This window comes from Cyclobacterium xiamenense, assembly GCF_900109255.1.
Taxonomy (GTDB): domain Bacteria; phylum Bacteroidota; class Bacteroidia; order Cytophagales; family Cyclobacteriaceae; genus Cyclobacterium; species Cyclobacterium xiamenense.
Genome location: NZ_FNZH01000008.1, coordinates 88,738 through 106,899, shown reverse-complemented (window position 1 = coordinate 106,899; position 18,162 = coordinate 88,738). Strand labels below are relative to the sequence as shown.

Genomic DNA, 18,162 nt, shown 5'->3' with positions numbered 1-18,162 from the left:
CAGGCCATACAATGAAAAAAGAAATTCATCCCAATTACAGAGAAGTGGTATTCTTAGACACTTCCAGCGAGCATAAATTCATGACCAAATCCACCATAGAGACCAGCGATACCATTACATGGGAAGATGGCAAGGATTATCCTTTGGTAAAAGTGGAAGTAAGTTCCGCTTCACATCCTTTCTACACAGGTAAGAAAATGCTACTCGACACCGCAGGACGGGTGGAGAAGTTCAACAGAAGGTACAAGAAAAAATAATTATTTCAGGATATCGCCTGAGATTAAGTCTACCGGGAGGTGTATTCCGGTAGACTTTTTTATTTTTGTGACATGGACCAGCTCATGATGTTCGATGACCCCCGGATTCGGGGCAACCTTTTGCCTTTTACGTTTACCCGTCCGGTGGCAGCGATTCGAATCGGTATCCTCACGATCGGTGAAAAGTGGCAGGAGCATTTGCAGGCAAGCCAGGTCGGCTACCTGACGCAGGAATACCTGCAGGGCAAGTTTCCCCCAGTACCGGGCCCTTCCTTGTACATCAACGGGGCGCTTTGTCCCACAGGAGAATTGTTGGAAGCGGTGGGGGCGCTGAAGGAGAACGAATCCCTTTGGCATCAGGAAACGCTGTTGGCCACCTTTTTGGAAAAGCCGGAGCAATTCCAACCCGACCACCTTCCTAGTAAAAAAAAGGTCGTTTTCGAAAAAGATATTCGTATTCTCGGTAGAAACTGGCAGATATTTCAATGGAATGGAAACGAAATTCGGCAGGATTTTGATTTATTGACCAGACGAAGGGTTTCCTGGGGTACCGACGATCCCCACACCCACCTGTACCGAGAACCGGATATTTTCATCGAAAAGGGAGCTAAAATCAGGGCGGCGGTATTGAATGCGACGAACGGCCCGATCTACATTGGGAAAAACACGGAGATCATGGAAGGATCCCTGGTGAGGGGGCCCTTTGCCCTGTGTGAGGGCGCGACGCTTGCCATGGGAGCGAAGATTAGGGAAAACACGACCATTGGCCCCGGGTGCAAAGTTGGGGGAGAAGTTTCCAATGTGGTATTCATGGGAAACAGCAATAAGTCGCACGACGGCTACATGGGCAACAGTGTGGTGGGAGAATGGTGTAACTTTGGAGCAAATACGGTGGTTTCCAACCTCAAGAACAATCACATGCCGGTCAAAGTCTGGGACTATACCAAAGGCGGATTCAGCGACACGGGACTTCAGTTTTGCGGATCCATGATCGCAGATCATGTAAAGCTAGGAATCGGTACTACCCTGAATACCGGAACAGTCATCGGTGTGGGCTCCAATTTGTTTGGTGAGGGATTTCCCAGAAAGTTTGTTTCTTCGTTTGCCTGGGGTGGGGCAGCGGGATTCAGCACCTTCAAGCTGATGCGGTTTGAAGAAACCGCCCAGAAAGCCATGGCCTTCAAAGGCAAAGAGTTTGACGACAAGGAGCGGGCCATACTTCAACGCGTATTTGAACTCACCCGCCCATACCGGATTTGGGACAAGGAATTTTAAACGAAAAAAACATGCTTTTTTCATCCATTCCAGGGCTTGAGGAAACCAAGGGAAAACTAGTCAATGCCATAAAAAAGGACCACCTGGCGCATGCGCTCCTTTTTCATGGAAAAGAGGGTAGTCCTACCCTTTCCCTGGCTCTCGCATTGGCCACGTACGTGAACTGCACTCAACCGGGCGAATCTGATTCTTGTGGGACATGCCCCTCTTGTCTGAAAATGGAAAAATTGATTCACCCCGATCTCAATTTTGTCATGCCTCTTCCAGCGCCTCCCAAAAGCAAAGAAAAGGAAAAAGAGGCCGATTCGAACGAGGATAAAGTCGATCACCTTGCATCCTGGCGTTCGTTTGTTCGAGAAAAAACCTACGGTAATTTCCCGGATTGGAATGCACATTTGGGTAGCAAAAAGCCACTCAGCATTTCCAAAAATGCCGCCAGACAAATCGTGAAAACCCTCTCGCTAAAATCGTTTGAAGGGGGGTATAAAATGATGCTGATCTGGGCACCGGAAACGATGCACCCCTCCGCAGCCAATGCCTTGCTGAAGATTCTGGAGGAACCTCCGGCCAAAACCCTCTTTTTGATGGTAAGTCAGCACCCCGAAACCCTGCTGACCACCATATTGTCTCGCACACAAAAAATCCATGTGAGAAGTTTCTCGGACGAAGAGGTGCAAAACTACCTGATCCGATCCGGCCTTTCCAGCACAGTGGCTGCCCAGCAAATTGCTCCGCTGGCTGACGGAAATCTACGGGAAGCCATCCAGCTTTCTCAGAACGTGGCCGATAAAAACACCCTTCTTTTCAGAGATTGGCTACGCGATTGCTATGCCGTGGATATCCCGGCCTTGCTTCGTTTTTCCGAGCAGCTGAGTTTTACCGGCAAGGAAGCGCAAAAATCCTTGCTTTTGACCGGAGTCAATGTAATCCGGGAATCCCTTTTGAATCGTGCGCAGGTGCCAGAGCTCATGCGGACCGATGAAGCAGACCGGGAGTTTATTGTCAAATTTTCCAGTTCGGTACTTACCGATGAGAAGCTTTCCAAACTATATACACTCTTGAACGAAGCACATTACCACATTGAACGGAATGCCAATGCGAAAATTCTTTTTCTGGATTTGGCATTCTCACTAGCCCGAATTATTAAAGCGGGTTGATGTAGAATCCTCGGATCCCGGGCTTTATTACGACGGGAAAAACTTACCTTTGAAACGATGGAAAAATCTACAATAGGTAGAAAAGAACTAGTAGCGTTACCCGGTTGGTCGATTGAAAAAATCATTGCCAAAGTAGACACGGGTGCCTATAACTGCGCCATTCATGTGGATTCAGTGGTCGAGCAGGTGGAGCAGGGACAGCCTATCCTAGAATTTGTTTTGCTTTCTCCGTCTGATCCGGCTTATTCAGGAAATAAAATTCGTACCGCCAATTATCGTGTAAAGAATGTACGAAACTCATTTGGGCAAATGGAAAAGCGGTTTTTGGTGCACACCCGGCTGACGCTTGGAAGACAATCGATCCCGGTCGCATTTACGTTATCGGAACGGTCAAAAATGAAACATGCGGTTTTATTGGGCAGAAAGATGCTGAAAAACCGCTTCTTAGTAGATGTAGCAAAAATGTATCTGGCGGGGGAACCTATAATTAGCAATCAATCATGAAAATAGCAGTTCTATCAAGAAACCCCCATTTGTATTCAACCAAGCGATTGGTGCAAGCAATTCGGGAAGCGGGACACCAACCCATGGTGATTGATCACTCCACCTGTGATCTGATCATCGAACAAAATGGTCCCTATATCCTCTATAAAGGAGAAAAACTTATTGGAATCGACGCCATAATCCCCCGGATAGGCGCTTCGGTCACTTTCTACGGCACGGCGGTGGTGCGTCAATTTGAGTTGATGGGTGTGTTTTCTGCTGTAGAATCTCAAGCGATCGTGCGTAGCAGGGATAAGCTCAGATCGTTACAGATTCTTTCCCGGGAAGGGCTAGGAATGCCAAAGACGGCCTTTACAAACTTTTCGAAAGGGGGCGAAAAGCAACTGGTAGAAATGATCGGCGGAGCACCGCTCATTATCAAACTCCTGGAAGGTACCCAAGGGTTAGGGGTCGTGCTTGCAGAGACCAAAAAGGCAGGACAGTCCGTCATTGAGGCCTTTCACGGCTTGAAGGCACGAATCATTGTACAGGAATTTATCAAGGAAGCCAGGGGTGCAGATATCCGGGCGTTTATCGTGAATAACCGCGTGGTGGGAGCGATGAAGCGGCAAGGGGCTGAAGGAGAGTTCCGATCCAACCTGCATCGGGGTGGAAAGGCCGAAGTAATCCGGCTAAGCAAACTGGAAAAATCGGCCGCACTGAATGCTGCCAAAGCGCTCGGACTATCCGTTGCCGGTGTGGACATGCTCCAGTCGGACAGAGGGCCGCTGATCCTCGAAGTAAACAGTTCCCCGGGATTGGAAGGCATTGAAAAAGCTACCGGAATAGATATTGCCGGCAAGATCGTGTCTTTCATTGAGGCTTCCGTCGACAAAAAGACCAACAAACGAAAATCAGACCAATAATGAAACCCATACGAATAGGAACGAGGGGAAGCAAACTGGCATTGTTTCAGGCGCACCATGTAGCCGCACTGCTTCATGCCAGGGGCCTGGCAACCGAAATCGTAATTATAGAAACCAAAGGAGATCAGGTCCTGGATGTGGCCATATCCAAAATCGGCAGCAAGGGTGTGTTTACGGAAGAATTGGAAAACCAACTGGCCGAAAGGAACGTGGATATCGCCGTACATAGCGCAAAAGATCTACCCTCGCGGCTGCCTGAGGGTTTTGACATCATCGCATTTACAGAACGAGAAAAAGTAAACGATGTGATCATTAGCCACAAAAAGGATTTTCCAGCCCTGGAAACGACCGAAAAGCCCCTACTGCTAGGCACCTCCTCTACCCGGAGAATCGCTACCCTTGCCTACTATTACCCACAGGTACGCACCACCGATATTCGGGGAAACCTACAGACACGCATCGCCAAAATGGAACGAGGGGTTTGTGATGGGCTATTATTGGCTTATGCGGGAGTTCACCGCATGGGCTACGACACCTTGATCCGAAAGGAGCTGTCCCTGGAAGAATTCATTCCGGCGGTAGGGCAGGGTTGCATCGGTGTGGAGGCACACAGCAGCCTGGCCGGCCCCCTAAAAAAGGCCATTCAGCAGGCAGTCAATGATCCTGCCACGGCCGTTTGCCTGGAAGCCGAACGGAGTTTTCTGCGGGTACTGGAAGGGGGCTGCAGCATTCCCGCCTTTGCCCTGGCCGAGTGGAAAGGAGATGTCGTTCACTTACGCGGTGGCTTGATGCAGCTAGAGGGTAAAGAAAGGCTGTACGACTCTTTTCAGGGAAACGAAAAAGAAGCCCATTCCCTGGGGATCAAGTTAGCCGAAAGCATCCTAAAAAAGGGTGGAGATAGATTATTAAAGGAAATCAAACAAAGCATTGATGAGTAAGCTGTCGACTAGTACCGGAATTTTTCTGATCGGTGTGCTGCTACTCGGCAGTTCCTGTGCCAGTGAAAAAGATCACCTGGTCACCCTGTCTACGGAGCACGGCACCATGTACGCCATCCTATACGAAGAGACTCCGGCTCACAAAGAAAATTTTATCAGGTTGGCTGAATCCGGAAGGTACGATTCCACGGAATTTCACCGGATTATCCCTGATTTCATGATACAGGGAGGTGACGTGTTCAGCAAAGAAGACTTACCACAGGAGGAATGGTATACGCTACCGGCAGAGTTTCACCCGGACCTCATCCACGAAAGGGGAAGCCTGGCGGCAGCGCGGCAAGGAGATCAGATGAATCCGGAAAGAAGATCCAGTGGTTGCCAGTTTTACGTCGTCGAGGGGCGGGTTTACGAAGAGGCCCCATTGACCACCGATATGAACAAACTTCAACAGGTATTTTTCCAATACATGCAACTGGAAAGCAACGTGGGATTAAAGGAAACCTACCGTAGATTATACGCAAAACAGGAAATTGACAGTTTAAATGCCCTAATGCTTTCAAAAAAAGTAGTGCTGGAACAATTTTTTAATGTAAATTTGGGATTAAGCAGAAGGGAAAACCAAATTCAGGCCTATACTACGGTGGGAGGAACTCCGCATTTGGACGATACCTACACGGTTTTTGGCAGGGTAATACACGGTCTGGAAGTAATCGAGAAAATCTCCCGTTTGGAAACGGACCAAAATAACAAACCTATTACTCCTGTTTACATACATGTAGATGTCGAATTAGTTGCTAAGAAGAAAATTACGGAAGAATATGGATATACATATCCTGAAGAGTGAAAGGCCAAAAGTACTAATCACGGGAGCGAATGGATTGTTGGGCCAGAAAATAGTTAAAAAAATCCTTATCGATGGGAAATACGATGCCATTGCCACCGGCAGGGGTGCCTGCAGACTCCCTGGAGAGTGGGAAGGATACGATTTCGAACAAATGGACATTACCAACGAAAAGGAAGTAATGGACGTATTTCGGGTATACGCACCCCAGGTAGTCATTCATGCCGCATCCATGACGGATGTGGACCGCTGCGAAGTGAACCGGCACAGTTGTTTTGAACAAAACGTTACCGGCACCCAAAACATTCTAAAGGGCAGCAAGGCTTGTAAATCACACCTGATATTTATATCAACCGACTTCATATTTGACGGAAAAAACGGTCCTTACGACGAGGAGGACCTTCCCAACCCACTAAATTACTACGGAAAAACCAAGCTGGACACAGAGAATCTCGTCCGGGAATACCCCTTTGATTGGTCCATCATTCGTACCAATCTGGTATACGGTACGGCTCATGACATGAGCCGTTCGAACATCATTCTTTGGGTAAAAAAAGGACTGGAACAGCAGAAGGAACTGGAATTGGTCGATGACCAATTCCGAACGCCTACCCTTGCGGAGGATTTGGCTGAAGGCTGCCTACTGGTAGCCGATAAGGTAGCGACGGGCGTCTTCAATATTTCAGGAGAAGAACTGTTGACACCCTACGACATGGCCATGATGACAGCAAAATTTTTCGGACTGGACAGCAAAGGGATTAAAAAGACCGATTCGCGTCACTTTGGGCAGGTGGCCGCTAGACCCCTGCGAACGGGACTTATCATTACCAAAGCGAAGGAAACTTTAGGATTTCAGCCGAAAAGTTTTGAAGAAGGAATTGGTATTTTAGCAAAACAAATTAAATTAGCCGATTACAAAGCTTAACAAATTCTTTAGTTAATCACCAATCAACGCAACCACCAGTATGCAAAAATCTGTCAGTCGCTCCGCTAGAGGGCAATGGGGATCCACCTTTGGTTTTATTATGGCTGCAGGCGGCTCGGCCGTAGGACTGGGCAACATATGGCGCTTTCCTTACATTACCGGTCAAAATGGCGGTGGAGCATTCGTCTTTGTTTACGTTCTCTGTGTTTTGCTCATTGGTCTCCCGTTACTACTCAATGAAATTGCCCTGGGCAGGAAATCAGGGAAAAACCCAGTGGGTGCAATCAAAGAAACCGGAGGTAACCGTTTCTGGCAGTCTGCAGGTGTGCTTTGCGTGATGGTTTGTTTTGCAGTATTGAGTTATTACTCGGTCATCGCAGGCTGGACCATCGGTTATATATTTACCGAACTGATAAATATCCCGGTGGATTTTGAGGATTTTGTCCAAACCCCCGCATACGTCATTCCCCTTTGCATGCTCTTTATTCTACTGACCATTTTTGTCGTATTGGGAGGCATATCGGGAGGCATTGAGAAAGCAGCCAAGTTTCTGATGCCGGTTTTATTTCTGATCATTTTGCTCATTGCGGCGCGCTCGGTAACACTCCCTGGGGCCGGGGCGGGCATCGAATACTACCTATCCCCTGATTTTTCGAAGATCAATGGCAAAGTAATTCTATCCGCATTGGGGCAAGCTTTTTTTAGTCTGTCGGTCGGCTGGGGACTGATGATTACCTTTGGATCTTACCTACCGCGGGACAGTAACGTCATACAATCTTCTGGGTGGATTGCCGGAATGGATAGCATGGTAGCCCTAATGGGGGGCTTGATGATTTTCCCGGCTTTGTTTGCACTGCTCCCCGGCGTAAGCCCGGACGAGGGGCCTGCCTTGGTTTTTAACGTCTTGCCTAGGGTTTTTGATCAGATCGAACCCTTCGGAAACATCATTGGTGGCTTATTTTTTCTGCTTTTGCTCGTCGCAGCGCTCACCTCTAGTATTTCCATGTTGGAAGTCCCGGTAGCCTATTTCATTGACGAAAGAAAATGGTCCCGAAAAAAAGCCACCTGGACCATCGGGCTGGCCGCCATGGTATTGAGTATACCCTCTTCCTTGGCCGCTGTTAAGGGAAATTTCTTTAACAACCTGGGATTCAATTTTTTTGGAAGACAAATTGCCGGTTTTTTCGACATGATGGATTTCTTCTTTGGAACCCTTGCTATCGTAGTCATTTGCCTCATGCTTAGTCTGTACACCGGATGGATCAAAAACGTAAAAGAATATGCATCGGAATTGGCGATGGGATCGAGTTCATTCAACGGATTTCCAAAAAAAGCCTGGATATTCTTTATCCGGTGGATTTGCCCGGTGGTAATCCTGCTGGTGCTACTAAATATGATCGGTATATTTGGTGAACCTGGAGAAGGTGGGTAACTCCGCAGGAAGGGATCAGTCCCTTGTTACCAAAAAGCGGCAGCCAAAATCGAGTTTGGCTGCCGCTTTTTTTTCTGTTCGGTAGTGTTTTTGCTTTCGTATCGACTCGCCGAAAAGATTGGATGCGTCTTTACCAGGACCTGGGGAAATCCAGTGGGTCATTGTTGTCGCCGGATTCCGTGGAACTACTTTCCTTAAACGAGCGAAGCTCCGCCTTGGAAATGGGCTTTACCGGGACATCCTTCTTTTTAGACGTTCGATCATCTAGCATGGAATACAATTCTTCCCTACTAACAGAGTTGATTTTACTGGATTTTGAAGCCTCTTCTACTGCTTTGGGATCGACCACCTGGATTCCACTGTTGATCTGCGCTCCTTTGTGAATAAAAATAGAGCTGGTAATGATGTTTCCGGAAACCTTTGCGTCTGCGTAGATGGTGGTTTCTCCTTTGATATACAAATCACCGACTACTTCTCCGCTGATGCTGATTTCCTCGGCAATAATATCCCCGGTAATCGAAGCCTTTTCTCCAACGACTACCTTTTTGTCTGTTCGAATACTACCTACAAGAATGCCGTCCGCCCGGATGTCACTTTTAGAGATGATATCGCCCGTGAGTTCAAAGCCAAGGGACAGTACCGTTACCTTGCCTGCATGGGGTTCTTCATTTTGTTGTTTGTTGGATCCAAATTTCATAGGCTCAATCTTCTTTTTCTTGTTTGAACGTAGTGAGAATAGTGGAGCTGTTACCCAGGTCCAGTCCAACCGCCTTATCCTTGGCTCCGCCACTGATGGCCAGACTGTTGTAACAATAGCCGATCGACGCCATCTGCTCCGGTGCATCGGGTACGTGGACGTTTAATAATCCATCAAATTCATCCCGAAATAAGTTTACCAATTCGGCATAATTGGCACCGCCACCTGCCAGGTAAAGATCTGCGGACTTTGTAAAATCACTATCCGAAAACGCTTTTCGCAAAGATGGAGAAATCACGTCGTTGTAATACTGCGTGATAACCTGCTTTCGCAGCTCTCTTAAGTCCAAACGCTTTCGGTTTAAAATAATTGTTCCTTCGCTAAAATACTGGTCGATCTGATGCTCGGTTTTTAAATCCAGGTAATTGTCCTTTTGTAATTCCCGGGTGATCAGGTTAATGGCGTATCTCAACCCAAACGTAGAAACGCTTGACCGCTGTACCAAACCTCCCTCCGTACTTAGAATGGCCTCCATGGTGCCGTATCCAAGACTGATCATGAAGAAGTTTTTTGGCGAATCGCTGTACATCTGCCTGACGGCCATGCTACAACCCACTACTTCGGGAATCACCGCTACGCGATCCACTTCCACGGCCATTTTCTTTCGACCCCCTCCCCCAAATGTCTGCGTATCGTACTCAATGATGTGCTCGTTTTCAAGCAGGCGGTAGGCATTTTCCTTAAACACCTGAAAGGTGGAAAACGGAAAACCGGTGGTAACAGTAATGGGGCTACCCAGCTTTTGGGAAGCCAACAAAAGCCCCGCCTTTAAAAAAATACGGTAATCAATTTCTTCTGGTGAACTGTTGATGTTTCTGTGTGGAGAAGTCCCTTCAGAAAGTGCCAAATCTCCAACCAGGTAGCCAATGTTATCGTGGTAAATCTTAAGTCCGGAAACCAAATCCCTCGCAACGTTTCTAAGCTCAAGATTACTACTTTCCAATACACTGGGGTACTTTATTACTTCTATCATGGATTTTTTTTTTATTCTTTTGTCCTTTTTAAAACAGTTATCCGTTTTTCTAATTTTTCAATCCTAAAAACTAAAATGACCAAGAGAAAGTCTCCCTGTATGGATAAACGGGGCGTTTGCCGCCTGTTTATCGTACAAACTTAATTATTTTTATCAATATTTTACGGAGGCAAATGCCAAACCTTAGGTTTAAAGACAAATTAAAGGAACCTTGCCGAAATTACAAGCTACATCCCCAAGTTTGTGTATAAAATTTTGCATTTGATAGAAAACGAACCCCCTGTCTGGCGACTACCCCTCTTTCCATGCAAGGAATTTGCGAATTTGTAACCGTATCCTTTTGAATTTGTTTAGTTTTGTACCAAACCAATACCTTCAAGCGCATGAGACAAGTAATCCATATAAGTCTTGCATTGCTCCTACTTTCCCTCATTTCTGGAGAGGTTCGGGCACAGGAGTTTTCTATTGGTCCCAAGATAGGTATTTCGCAAGGCAATATATCCGTTACCGGTAGCACCTTCTCGAAAGGGAACGAAAAACTGGGATATCATGCGGGAATTTTTGCCCGCCTAGGAGGGAACCGGATTTTCATCCAACCGGAAATTCTCTACAGCAATACCGGGGGAGAATTTGAGCACATGCAATCCAACAATCAGGTTACGTACACTGCCAGTTTTGACCGAATCGATGTGCCGTTGATGGCTGGGTTTAAGTTTGCAAACTTTTTCCGCATACAGGCCGGACCCTCGCTAACCTTCATTCTCGACAACGAATTGAGCACACAGGACCCTTTGCTTACCATTGCTTCCGAACCAAACACGACCACATTGGGCTACCAGGCGGGAATTGGCCTGGATATCGCCAACATGATTCTCGATTTTAAGTACGAGGGAGCTTTAGCAAACCACGTCGATTCCATTGCCGGACTTCCTACCGACCAGCGACAAAACCAATTGATCCTTTCGTTGGGGATTCGTTTGTTTTGATTGCGTGAGTGACGGCTTCAACGGTCCCCAACCTGGTTCAAAAACTTGCGGGGCTTTTGGCTTAGTTTTCGAAATTGGCTGGGCGTCATGCCCGTATGTTTCTTAAACTGCGCCGAAAAATGTTGCATGCTGCTGTATCCCAATTTCCAGGCTGTCTCGGAGATATTGTGGGATGCGTAGCTGAGGTACTCCTTTGCCTTTTCGATCTTCAATTCGATAAAATACTGCTCAATGGTAATCCCCTGAAGGCTGCTAAAAAGTTGGCTCAAGCGGGAATAGGAAATACCGGTTTTGTCGGCAAGAATTTGCGAAATCGTCCCATCCGGGCCGTCTGCGCCTTCCTCCAGTAATTGAATCAAGGTAACCTTACAGGTTTCCACCCAAATCGTTTCCCTGGATTTTGCCACCGCAAAGCCCAGCGCATCTAGTCTTCGTTCAAATGCCTCTGTCTGCCGGCTGTCCGGGGGATCGGAAAAACGAACCAGACCCAATTCCACCTTTTCAAACGCAAGACCCATTTCCCGAAGAACCTCCTCTACTGCCATGACGCAACGGGGACAAACCATATTTTTTATTCGGATTTCATGCATGGATGGATAACAAATTGGACAAAAAATAAATTTCAAAAAAGCAAAAGCCCTGATGTCAGCAAACAAAAAAGAGGCCATTCCAGGGACAGCCTCTTTCCATTTGTTAGTGGTTGGTTCAATTTCTTTTATCGCGCAGAGAGGAAATTTCCAAATCCACTCTTGTCGGAAACTTTGATGCTGATGTCGTTCAATGAAGCCACGTTTTCAAAGGAAAACTTTCTTCCAAAGGCCTCGTCGGTGATCGGAGCTTCGTAGACAAGCTGTCCCTTGTCGAAAATTTCGAGGTACTTTTCTGAACCGTCCAAATTTTTCAAGATAACCGCCAACGTCTGCTCATCTAATTTCGTAACTTTGGCAAAGTAGGTTTTTTCCACACTTTTTGGCCCCAGAAAAACATCGAAATCGGAAAGCTTACCAGATTCGGTGTTAAATACTTCTACCTGATACGCTCCCAAGTCCAGCCGGTTCAAATCGTAATTCTTGAAAAACACCTTGTCGGAATCAATGACATCCCGAAAGATGATTCGGTTGGTTTCGTCTTTGATGGCTACGGTTACTTTACCCTCGGGAATTCCCAGGTACTTCAATTGAAATCGTTTCTCACCGATTTTTTCCAAGGTGACGACGGGAGGATTCTCCACTGGAGCCGTGGCAAAAACGGCCGTGCTGATAGTAAAAGCGAGTACTGTTGCAATAATTAATCTCATGGTGTTAAATTTTTAAAGGTTTAGAAACAGGTAAAACCTCTTCCCGGGTACTTCCCGAAAAATTTTTGTTTGAGGCTAATTATTTTGGGCAGGCAATTGAGTGACTTACGTAAGTATGACACAAATGTAATCAAGAGGATAGTACGTTGCAAATTATTCAATGATAATATTAAAAAATTAACTATTACATAATATTAACGCTAAATAATTATCTATTTAAAAATTAACAACAAGTATTTGATTCGTGGAGAAAATCCATTCAGGGTTTAAATCTAAACCCTGAATGGACTATAAAACAAAATTAAATTTTTTTTAGAGCATTTTATTTACCAGATTTGGAATTATATTCTTGTATTTACTAGAAAACAGCGCCTACTGAGCGTTATTCCATGAACTTCAACCGGTAAAACACATTGTAATCCCTTTCTACCGCCGGGTCCAGGTTATCGTTGACATAGATGTACCCATTTTCGTCGGCAAAATCAAGTGCACCAGAAAGCGGTAACCCGTCCAGCACACCTACCTGCTTGCCTCCCGCTACCACCATATAATAGGGTTTGCTGTACGTAGCCATGGCTTCTTTGAAAAGGGGACTTTCGTACCGATACTCCGAAGCAGCCCGAAGCTGGGTGACGATGTCCTCGGGTATGCGTGTTTTGAACTCCACCAAAAGTTTTTTTCCAACATACCGCAGGTCCGTAAAGGCCGGATAGCTGCTGTAATCCCCTACCTGCTCGGGCAGTCCTTCGGGACGGAACCGATGCCTGAGATCTACCTGGTATTTGAGCAGGGGCCTCTCTCCGGCAAAATCGTACACAAACAACTGATCGCCTATGGTAGGAAGCAATGCCAACTCCTGCCTACCCCGGTGGTAGGCCACAATGGGCGGACTCGGCCCAAGCATCTTCCCTTCTTTTCTAGGTTTCCATTCCTCCGGATAGGTTTCTAGCAACCGCAGCTTGCTGGAATCCACCTCATACGAAAACACTGTCTTTGCCCGATCGTAGTAAACAGCCGATTGCCTTTCTTCTTCAGTGAGGCTTCCGGGATCAAACAAATTTTGTTCCTGCCCCACCAGCATTCGCTTTCCATTCGTTGTGAAACCTCTAAAAAACGTCCGGTAACTGTACATGGACATGGAAAAAATATCCAAATGAATGGGGTCCAGCAGCTGCAGTTTATTTCCGGCCAGGTCGTAGACGTGGTAGCCGTTAAAAAGCCCCTGAGCTACCCATTGATCGGCATTCAAAAACCCATAGCCAAATGCACCTGAGCCCATGCCATTTGGTCCATCGTGCAGCACGTCGAACACCTGCACGATCTCCCCTGTCTCCGCTACCAGGTGGGGCTTTCGGCTTTTATTTCCCCGCAGCAGAAATTTTCCGCTACCTTCCAGGTAATCGTCAATGACCAACGGTTCTAGTTCATTCACCACCAGGCTATCCACCAGTTCGAGGGTCAGCTTCGTTTGTGGATCTTGCCCATCGGTAGTAGGCGCCGGCTTGCAGGCAAAAGCCCCCGCAATCAGTAGAACCATTGGCTGAACGTATTTCATCTGCATCGATTGTTAGCGCGTTTTAGCAACGTTCTTTTTTCTCCATAAAAAAACCGGCAAGGCAAGAAAAACCCCAACCATACTGAATGCCAATCCTCCGATGGTACCAATTGCCAAAGAAAACCAAAATATTTCGTTTTGCCCTTCCATGACAAAAGGGATTAAGCCAAAACAGGTGGATAAAACCGTCAGCAAAATAGGCGTAGCTTTACCTGCCGCCGCTTTGATTACCTGTCGATTATAGGATTGCCCCTGCCGGTTATTGAGATCGTTGACAATAAATATGGCGGCATTGACAGCCAGCCCCCCGAGCATGACAAACGCCGCATATCCACCTTGATCAAAATAGAAATCAAACAGCGAAAAAATCAAAAACAGCCCAATAAAGGAAACCGGAATGATAAAAATGATGTACAAGGGCTGCTTGAAATTTTCGAACAGGATGGAGCAAATAAAGAAGATCCCGACCACCAGCACCAGCAATAGGCTGTACTGCCGCTTGGCCTGATCGTAGTTCCAGGAGTAGGTCTGTCGGCTGGCAGAATACCCGATCGGCATGCTGGTTTTCATTTCTTCCAGTACTTCGTCGAGGTATTCTCCCCCAAACTTGGCCGAGCCCATGTAGTCAAAGGAAACCAATCGAATGTACTGCCGGTCTTCCTTGTGCAGGGCATTGGTGGTAAACTCTTTTTGCAAAGAACCTACGCCGGCCACCTTTACAATCCGGTTTTCTGCCGAAATCAGACTGCTGTTTTCCAGATCAAATCGCGAAAACCGAGCGGACTCCTTTTCTCGCACCACCAACCCATACTGATCATTGGCTACTTCCAGAAACAAAGAGGGCTGCTCGTGCAAGGACCTGTTTTGAAGCGCATTTACGACCTCGTACTGGTTGGTGCCGGTCAGTGCCAGCCGTTGTTGATCAAACGCGAGCACATACTCTTCGGTTTTCTGCTCTCCCCAGGTTAGTCGTTCGTTCGTATTCACCTCCTGTATCCGCCGATGCGAAAGAAGCTTTGTAGCCAAAATTTCTGCCTGCTTTTCCAGTTCGGTATAATTATACCCCCTCAACTCCGCCCGGAAAGAGGGGATTCCTTCTCCCCCGGGCCCGGTATAAAACCCCTGGCCCACGCCGTATATGTTCCATCGCACGCCACTCCAGTCCGTAGATTTCATCGCCAGCTTCCCTTTCAATTGGTAGGGCAAGGCCGATGTTTCGTAGGCTTCCTTGAAGGTGATTTCGATACGGGCATTTTGCCCGGAATTGACGGTGGTCACGAATTTATCAATCCCCTCCACCCCTTTTAGGTATGCCTCAAATTCACGAATGATAAAGTCCATTTGCTCCAAGGTATTGCCGAAGGGCAGATTGGCATTTACGATCAGCCGGGTGCGTTCGGCCTCCCGGTAGGATGATTTTTCGAATACCCCTCGGACAAACATCCGCATGGAACCACCCAGCGCCTTGTCTACGTACGGCCGGATCGTTTCCTGGTAATAGGTGCTGCCAACGGTGCTGTTGTACCATTCCTGACCCTCCCATTTTGCCGGAAGATAAAAAACCGGCAGGCCAAAAAGCAGCACCAATGCCCAAACAAAGGCTTTACGGTAACCGGCCAAAAATGCTACCGTTCGCGTATAAATCCGCATCGCTCCAGCCCGTCTCCGTAGCTGTCGGTACGTCATGATACGGCCGGCTTTCCCCTTTTTGCTCAGCAGTAGGGCATAGACGGCCGGAGTAAATAGCAGGGCGATCAGCAGGGAAACCCCCAACATCACCGACACCACCGTGGAAAAATCAGCCAGGTTTTTTCGGTCGTCTTCGGGAAGTAAAAACACCATCAGCAGCGCGACAATGGTGGTCAAAGATGCTGCCAGCAGTGCCAGAAATACTTTGCGGTTTTTGTGCTTGTGCAGGTGGTCGATCATGATGATGGCATTATCCACGATCAGACCAAAAGAAATGGTCAACCCAGCCAATGAATACATGTGGATGTCGACCTTTAACAGGTAAAGAATGATCACCGTAAGGCTTACATTGACCAGTATACCCAAAAACAAACTGATCAGGTAATTGAGGTTGCGGTTGATTAAAAATATAAAAAGAATCAGGATCAGAATGGAAAGCCCTGAGCGCTTGTAGATTTTCTGGAGTTCCTTTTCCAGGTAGGACGTGTCGTCAAACTCCAGCCGCACATCAAACCCTTCGGGCAATTGCCTCTGGGAGGCAGCCATGGTTTGCTTGATTTTTTCTGCCAGCAACACCTTGTTTACACCGTCCCGGCTAGTGATGGTCAGGCTTACCGAATTGTTGCCGTTAATGCGGTAAAAACGCTGGGGCGCTGCTTCCTCCAGGGTTAGACTGGCCACATCTTTTAAAAACAGCTCCTTTCCCTCCAGCCTTCCGATAAGCAGGTTCTCCAGGGATTGCAGGGATTGCAGGGAGCGGTCCACCTGCAAAAACAAGGACTCACCCGACGCATTCATGGCCAGCCCGGGATAATTCCTTCCAAAAGAACTGCGTATTTTACTCTCCAAAGCGGTTCTGGAAAGATCGAGCGTCTGCAATTTCTGAATGTCGTAGGTGACATACAGATACAAGTCGTTGGCGCCCCGCACCTCCATCTCCTCTACTTCTTCAAGTTGGTTTAGCGACGATACCAGGATGTCCTCGGTAATCTTCTTGATCTCAAAGGAGGCAAACGGACCGTTTATGCTGTAGGTCAGGATGGGCCGTTTCTCCCGAATATCCCGTTGGGAGGACTGGGTGATTGTGGGATAGCTCACCTTGCTGTCCAACGACGGGTATACCTGCCGAATCAGGGCCGAGACTTCAAATTTTTTGTATTCCATATCGGTGCGCTTATCAAAACGCAACTGAATGGATCCCTGATTGTAGTTGGATACAGAGGTCGTTTTTTTCAATTCAGACAACTGAGAGAGCACCCCTTCCAGCGGTGAAGTTGCCAGTTTTTCGACCAGCTCCGGAGAGGCGCTGCGCACGGAAAAGCCAATATTCAGTACCGGCTCCTTTTCTCTGGGGTTGAGATCTACGGATAATTCCGAGACCAGGGAAAATCCAATGATTGCCAAAACAAAAAAAACGATAACCATCCGGAAAGGTGTCATGGGGTATGGATTAAGAAGGTGTAGTTGGCCTTATTCATGGTTTTAACTTTTCATTGGATCTCATAAAAATAGAAAATAACCTGGTCCAATTCCGTTTCCACCCGCGGCAGGTGCAGGTTTCGATCCGCAAACAACCTCCCTCCCTTGTATCGGAAATCAATATCCAAATGTGCCTCCCACACCTTCCTTCCCTCCTTTATGAGTTGGTAGTAGGGAATTTTGTATTCCTTCTGCAGGGCGGAAAATGCCTCTCCCCCGACAACGTTCCTGGGCAAGGCATCAACCTCTTTCTGGGGCGCTGCTCCCTGGTAGGCGGTCATTAGGTATCCGTTGGACCGAGACAAATGGACAAAACTGGAAGCCCCAAGTTCCTTGAAAAACCGGTCAAAGGGTTCGGCTTTGGGAGAAGCGGGATCAATCTGCACGTAGGCGTCTCCTGGGTTTAACTGTATGGTATCTTGCAATTCCAAATCGGGAAAGGTGTAGCGGTAAATCTCAGGCGAATACGAGAACAATAGGTAAATGGTCGCATCGTTCCTTATGGAAAAAGGCGCCATCTCCCGGTATTGGCCAGAATTTTTCAGCATCTGTGAGGAGGCGGGAATATACTGACGGGAAAGGATCGTATCCTGCTCCAGGTCATATACGGTCAGAAAAGGAAGCTGAGTAAGAAAAACCTCCTGCTCCAGCATCTCTCTGGAAGGGTATTCCGGAAAGCTATTGGTAAACAGGATGCCCCCGGAAAGATCATTCACGTGCCCTCCGTATACTGTATTGGTAAAAAAAGAAAATGGAAGTTCCCCGGATTGAATCAATTGCAGGTTCAAATCGTACCGAAATAATTTTTTATTTGTCAGAATGATAACTTCCTCCGATCCATGGTAATGTGCAGAAATAAAATACGAGCCATACCCATCCCGGGTATCACCGGTGAGGTTTTTAGCAAGCAAAATTTGTCCATTACTATCCACCCGGACCATTTCCTTCCGTTGATGATCAAACATCAAATACTCCGACCTGTCCGATTGGATATCCAGGATCGCGAGCCTACCGAGGTAATCAATCACCAAACTGTCTGTGATCACAAACCGGGGTTCAAAACCATCTCCCGACCTATTTTCCCGGCCGCTATTGGAACAAGAAAGGTGTAAACCAATCATCAATCCAATCGGGAGCAAGGGGCAAAGGATTTTGGGACGCATATTCAGGAATTAACCATTGGATAAAGCTA

General features: G+C 47.2%; 17 protein-coding genes. 10 read left to right on the top strand and 7 right to left on the bottom strand.

Annotation, left to right across the window (positions count from 1 at the left end):
• Positions 1 to 11 precede the first annotated feature (11 nt).
• From BMW71_RS19530 to BMW71_RS19490, 9 genes are all read left to right on the top strand, one after another.
• Entirely contained in the window at positions 12 to 257 is a 246-nt protein-coding gene (locus tag BMW71_RS19530; protein WP_092177842.1) for a type B 50S ribosomal protein L31, read from the top strand.
• Positions 258 to 329: 72 nt separating this feature from the next.
• Entirely contained in the window at positions 330 to 1,532 is a 1,203-nt protein-coding gene (locus tag BMW71_RS19525) for a GlmU family protein (RefSeq protein WP_092177840.1), read from the top strand.
• Between the two features lie 11 nt (positions 1,533 to 1,543).
• A complete protein-coding gene (locus BMW71_RS19520; protein WP_092177948.1) occupies positions 1,544 to 2,689 on the top strand; it encodes a DNA polymerase III subunit in 1,146 nt (381 codons plus the stop codon).
• Between the two features lie 57 nt (positions 2,690 to 2,746).
• Positions 2,747 to 3,193, top strand: a complete 447-nt coding sequence (locus BMW71_RS19515) for an ATP-dependent zinc protease family protein (RefSeq protein WP_092177838.1) — start codon at positions 2,747 to 2,749, stop codon at positions 3,191 to 3,193.
• The gene (gene rimK, locus BMW71_RS19510) at positions 3,190 to 4,098 is read left to right on the top strand and encodes a 30S ribosomal protein S6--L-glutamate ligase (RefSeq protein WP_092177836.1); all 909 of its coding nucleotides are present in this window, start codon (positions 3,190 to 3,192) and stop codon (positions 4,096 to 4,098) included. Before BMW71_RS19515 ends, rimK begins: the two co-directional genes overlap by 4 nt.
• Positions 4,098 to 5,036 (top strand): hydroxymethylbilane synthase, encoded by a 939-nt coding sequence (gene hemC, locus BMW71_RS19505; protein ID WP_177179711.1) that lies wholly within the window; start codon positions 4,098 to 4,100, stop codon positions 5,034 to 5,036. Before rimK ends, hemC begins: the two co-directional genes overlap by 1 nt.
• Positions 5,029 to 5,880 carry a peptidylprolyl isomerase gene (locus tag BMW71_RS19500; RefSeq protein ID WP_092177832.1) on the top strand — a complete coding sequence of 284 codons (852 nt, stop codon included), beginning with the start codon at positions 5,029 to 5,031 and terminating at the stop codon, positions 5,878 to 5,880. Before hemC ends, BMW71_RS19500 begins: the two co-directional genes overlap by 8 nt.
• Positions 5,855 to 6,802, top strand: coding sequence for an SDR family oxidoreductase (locus BMW71_RS19495; protein ID WP_092177830.1), 948 nt, complete (start codon positions 5,855 to 5,857; stop codon positions 6,800 to 6,802). The genes BMW71_RS19500 and BMW71_RS19495 overlap by 26 nt, the downstream gene beginning before the upstream one ends.
• A 40-nt stretch (positions 6,803 to 6,842) precedes the next feature.
• A complete protein-coding gene (locus tag BMW71_RS19490; RefSeq protein ID WP_092177828.1) occupies positions 6,843 to 8,234 on the top strand; it encodes a sodium-dependent transporter in 1,392 nt (463 codons plus the stop codon).
• Positions 8,235 to 8,364: 130 nt separating this feature from the next.
• Here BMW71_RS19490 and BMW71_RS19485 read toward each other — a convergent pair whose 3' ends face one another.
• Entirely contained in the window at positions 8,365 to 8,931 is a 567-nt protein-coding gene (locus tag BMW71_RS19485) for a bactofilin family protein (RefSeq protein ID WP_092177827.1), read from the bottom strand.
• Between the two features lie 4 nt (positions 8,932 to 8,935).
• Positions 8,936 to 9,979 carry a ParM/StbA family protein gene (locus BMW71_RS19480; protein WP_394333701.1) on the bottom strand — a complete coding sequence of 348 codons (1,044 nt, stop codon included), beginning with the start codon at positions 9,977 to 9,979 and terminating at the stop codon, positions 8,936 to 8,938.
• Between the two features lie 368 nt (positions 9,980 to 10,347).
• Here BMW71_RS19480 and BMW71_RS19475 point away from each other — a divergent pair, with 368 nt between their 5' ends.
• A complete protein-coding gene (locus BMW71_RS19475; protein WP_092177946.1) occupies positions 10,348 to 10,950 on the top strand; it encodes a porin family protein in 603 nt (200 codons plus the stop codon).
• A gap of 17 nt (positions 10,951 to 10,967) precedes the next feature.
• Here BMW71_RS19475 and BMW71_RS19470 read toward each other — a convergent pair whose 3' ends face one another.
• From BMW71_RS19470 to BMW71_RS19450, 5 genes are all read right to left on the bottom strand, one after another.
• Entirely contained in the window at positions 10,968 to 11,495 is a 528-nt protein-coding gene (locus BMW71_RS19470) for a helix-turn-helix domain-containing protein (RefSeq protein WP_244891233.1), read from the bottom strand.
• A 170-nt stretch (positions 11,496 to 11,665) separates the two neighbouring features.
• Positions 11,666 to 12,247, bottom strand: a complete 582-nt coding sequence (locus tag BMW71_RS19465; RefSeq protein ID WP_092177821.1) for a hypothetical protein — start codon at positions 12,245 to 12,247, stop codon at positions 11,666 to 11,668.
• A 382-nt stretch (positions 12,248 to 12,629) separates the two neighbouring features.
• The gene (locus tag BMW71_RS19460; RefSeq protein WP_143057701.1) at positions 12,630 to 13,784 is read right to left on the bottom strand and encodes a hypothetical protein; all 1,155 of its coding nucleotides are present in this window, start codon (positions 13,782 to 13,784) and stop codon (positions 12,630 to 12,632) included.
• 30 nt (positions 13,785 to 13,814) lie between these two features.
• The gene (locus tag BMW71_RS19455) at positions 13,815 to 16,931 is read right to left on the bottom strand and encodes an efflux RND transporter permease subunit (protein WP_092177817.1); all 3,117 of its coding nucleotides are present in this window, start codon (positions 16,929 to 16,931) and stop codon (positions 13,815 to 13,817) included.
• 50 nt (positions 16,932 to 16,981) lie between these two features.
• Positions 16,982 to 18,133 (bottom strand): hypothetical protein, encoded by a 1,152-nt coding sequence (locus BMW71_RS19450; RefSeq protein WP_143057700.1) that lies wholly within the window; start codon positions 18,131 to 18,133, stop codon positions 16,982 to 16,984.
• Positions 18,134 to 18,162 lie beyond the last annotated feature (29 nt).